Annotated in this window: 3 protein-coding genes; all 3 read left to right on the forward strand. The window is 65.9% G+C overall.

Features of this window, described 5'->3' with window-relative positions; translation table 11 throughout:
- Window positions 1–141 precede the first annotated feature (141 nt).
- Window positions 142–1,413, forward strand: a complete 1,272-nt coding sequence (oiaX, locus tag VL752_RS16475) for a 3-oxo-isoapionate-4-phosphate decarboxylase OiaX (RefSeq protein WP_325356949.1) — start codon at window positions 142–144, stop codon at window positions 1,411–1,413.
- Between the two features lie 33 nt (window positions 1,414–1,446).
- Window positions 1,447–1,908, forward strand: coding sequence for an RpiB/LacA/LacB family sugar-phosphate isomerase (locus tag VL752_RS16480; RefSeq protein ID WP_325356947.1), 462 nt, complete (start codon window positions 1,447–1,449; stop codon window positions 1,906–1,908).
- Window positions 1,905–3,065 (forward strand): four-carbon acid sugar kinase family protein (locus VL752_RS16485; protein ID WP_325356950.1); only part of this gene is annotated, 1,161 nt, incomplete at its 3' end. The genes VL752_RS16480 and VL752_RS16485, both read left to right, overlap by 4 nt.

Raw genomic sequence — 3,065 nt, forward strand, 5'->3', positions numbered from 1 at the left:
TGCAGGTCGCGGGCCTGCCCTCGGGTATGCAGGATATCGTCCAGGGACTCGTCGTCATCTTCGTCCTCTCGCTCGCGGGGGGTGTCCGCGGGCGCGGTACGAACCGGGCTCGTCCAACGCCTGCGCAGAAGAGTGCCTGACATGTCCTTCATTCGCCTGACCTATCGCATCGAAACTCCGGGTGATCTCCGTCGCATGGCGGAGAAGATTGCAAGCGACCAGACCACCGGCACCTTCGTGCCGGTGCCGGGCGAAACGCCGGACCTCAAGGCCCGTTGCGCCGCCCGGGTGATCGCCATTCGCGAACTCGAACCCTATGCGCAGCCGACCTTCCCGCAGGACCGTGTCACCTCGGCCGATCCGAAACCTTATAAGCGGGCGGATGTCGATATCGATTTCCCGATGGACGTGATCGGCACCGATATCGCGGCGCTGACCACCATCGCCTTCGGCGGCGTCTTCTCCGTGCGCGGCCTGTCCGGCGTGCGCATTGTGGATATGAAGCTGCCACCCGACTTCATCCGCGCCCATCCCGGTCCACAATTCGGCATCGCCGGCTCGCGCCGCGTCTCGGGCGTTCAGGGTCGGCCGCTCATCGGCAGTATCATCAAGCCGGCCCTCGGCCTCTCGCCCGAAGATACGGCGGCGGTGACGAAGGAACTCGTGGAAGCCGGCGTCGACTTTATCAAGGACGACGAGAAGATGATGAACCCGGGCTATGCGCCGCTGGAAGCGCGGGTCCGGGCTGTCATGCCGGTGCTGAAGGCGCATGAGCAGAAGACCGGCAAGACGGTGCTCTACGCTTTCGGCATTTCCTCGGCCGATCCCGATACGATGATGCGGCATCATGACATCGTGGCAGGGGCCGGTGGCACCACGGCGGTGATCAACATCAACGCACTCGGCTATGGCGGCATGGCATACCTGCGCAAGCGCTCCCGCCTCATCCTGCACGCCCATCGCAGCCAGTGGGATATGCTGACCCGCCATCCCGATCTCGGCCTGTCCTTCAATGTCTATCAGCAGCTGTGGCGCCTGCTCGGCGTCGATCAGTTCCAGATCAACGGCATCGGCGCCAAATACTGGGAGCCGGACGAGAGCTTTCTGCAATCCTTCCATGACTGCATGACGCCGCTGCTCGATCCGTCAGACCGGCCCTTGCCGGTGGTGGGGTCCGGCCAATGGGGTGGCCAGGCGCCGGAGACCTATGCGCGCAACGGGGGCTCGGTCGACCTACTTTATTTGGGCGGGGGTGGCATTATGGGCCATCCCGGTGGCCCCGGCGCGGGTGTGCGCGCCATTACCCAGGCCTGGGAGGCGGCGGTACAGGGCATCCCGCTCGAGACTTATGCGCGGGACCACAAAGAACTTGCCCAGTCCATCGAAGCTTTCGGCCAGACCGGCGTTTCCTGAAAAGGCAGCCGGTGCCTTTATGGAGTTGAGTTGATGAAAGTTGTTGTTGGCGGCGATAGCGCGGGCAAGCCGCTCGCGGATATCCTGGTCAAGCATCTGACGGCCTCGGGGCATGAGGTGCTCGATCTCGGCGAGGAGAAGGGCGAACTTTACGCCTCTCTCGCCGAGCGCGGCGCCCAGGCGATTCTGGACGGGCGGGTCACGCGCGGCATCCTGTTCTGCGGCACGGGCATTGGCGTCGCCATTTCTGCGAACAAGATTCCGGGCATCCGCGCCGCCCAGACCCATGACACTTATTCGGCCGAGCGCGCGGCCAAAAGCAACGATGCCCATATCATCACCATGGGTGCCCGCGTCGTCGGCCATGAACTGGCCAAGGCGATTGCTGACAAGTTTCTCGAGTCCGACTTCGATCCGAAGGGTGCTTCGGCCGCGAATGTCGAAGGCATCAAGGGGCTCGACAGCAAATACGCGCGCGGAACCGCGAAGCCGTGAGCCGAGCCGCCGCCTTGCCGGCCGGCCCGCTCGTCGCCTTTTATGGTGACGATTTCACCGGGGCCGCCGCGACCATGGAGGCGCTGAGCTTCGCAGGCCTGCCGTCGGTGTTGTTCTTCGCCGCACCGACGGCAGCCCAGCTGGCGCGCTTTCCCGGCATCCGCGGCATCGGCATCGCCGGCATCGCGCGTTCCCAGTCCCCGGACTGGATGCGCGCGCATCTGCCGCCGCTTTATGAGGCGCTGGCCGCGACCGGCGCGCCGCTCATGCATTACAAGATTTGCTCGACCTTTGATTCTGCCCCGCATGTCGGCTCCATCGGGGCGGCGATCGACATCGGCCAGTCGATCTTCGCCAGCCCTTGGGTGCCGCTGGTCACCGCGGCACCCGCCATCCATCGCTACCAGGCCTTTGGCAATCTGTTTGCGACCGTCGCCGGCCGCGGCTTTCGCCTCGACCGGCACCCGACGATGAGCCGACATCCGGTGACGCCGATGCATGAGGCGGACCTCGCGCGGCATCTGGCGCAGCAGACGTCGCGAAACATCGACGTGATCGATTTCGTCGCCATGAAGACGGGCCGCGCCGATGCCGAGATGGCGGTGCGCCGTGCGGCCGGGGCGGAAATCCTCTCCCTCGACATCGTCGATCAGGAAACCCTGGCCGAGGCTGGCCGCCTGGTCTGGGAGAAACGCGCCACCGATGGGCCGCAGTTCGTGGTCGGCTCCCAGGGGTTGGAATATGCGCTGATCGCCTATTTCCAGGCTTGCGGCCTCATCGCACCGGTGGAGAAACCACCGACGGCCGCACGCGCCGCGCATGTTGTCGCCGTCTCCGGCTCCTGCTCCCCGGTCACCGCCGAGCAACTGAGTTGGGCGGAAGCGCATGGCTTCCGCACCGTCGCGCTGGATGCGACCAAGGCTGTCGAGCCCCAAGCCTGGGAGGCGGAGGTCGAGGCGGGCGTCGCCCGCGCGCTTGCCGTGCTGTCAGAAGGCCAGGACCCCATCCTCCATACCGCGCGCGGGCCGGACGATCCGGCGGTGGCCGCGCTTGGACAAGCGATCCAAAGCGCCGGCGTATCGGCGGAAGCGGTGAACGACCGCATCGGGGACGGTCTCGGCCGCATCCTGGACCGTACGATGCGCCGCGCCGGCCTC

The organism is Acidisoma sp. (assembly GCF_035492295.1).
Lineage (GTDB): Bacteria > Pseudomonadota > Alphaproteobacteria > Acetobacterales > Acetobacteraceae > Acidisoma.

Excerpts from the sequence above, each read along its gene's own strand:
- oiaX (WP_325356949.1), top strand. The coding sequence starts at position 142 with ATGTCCTTCATTCGCCTGACCTATCGCATCGAAACTCCGGGTGATCTC.
- VL752_RS16480 (WP_325356947.1), top strand. The coding sequence starts at position 1,447 with ATGAAAGTTGTTGTTGGCGGCGATAGCGCGGGCAAGCCGCTCGCGGAT.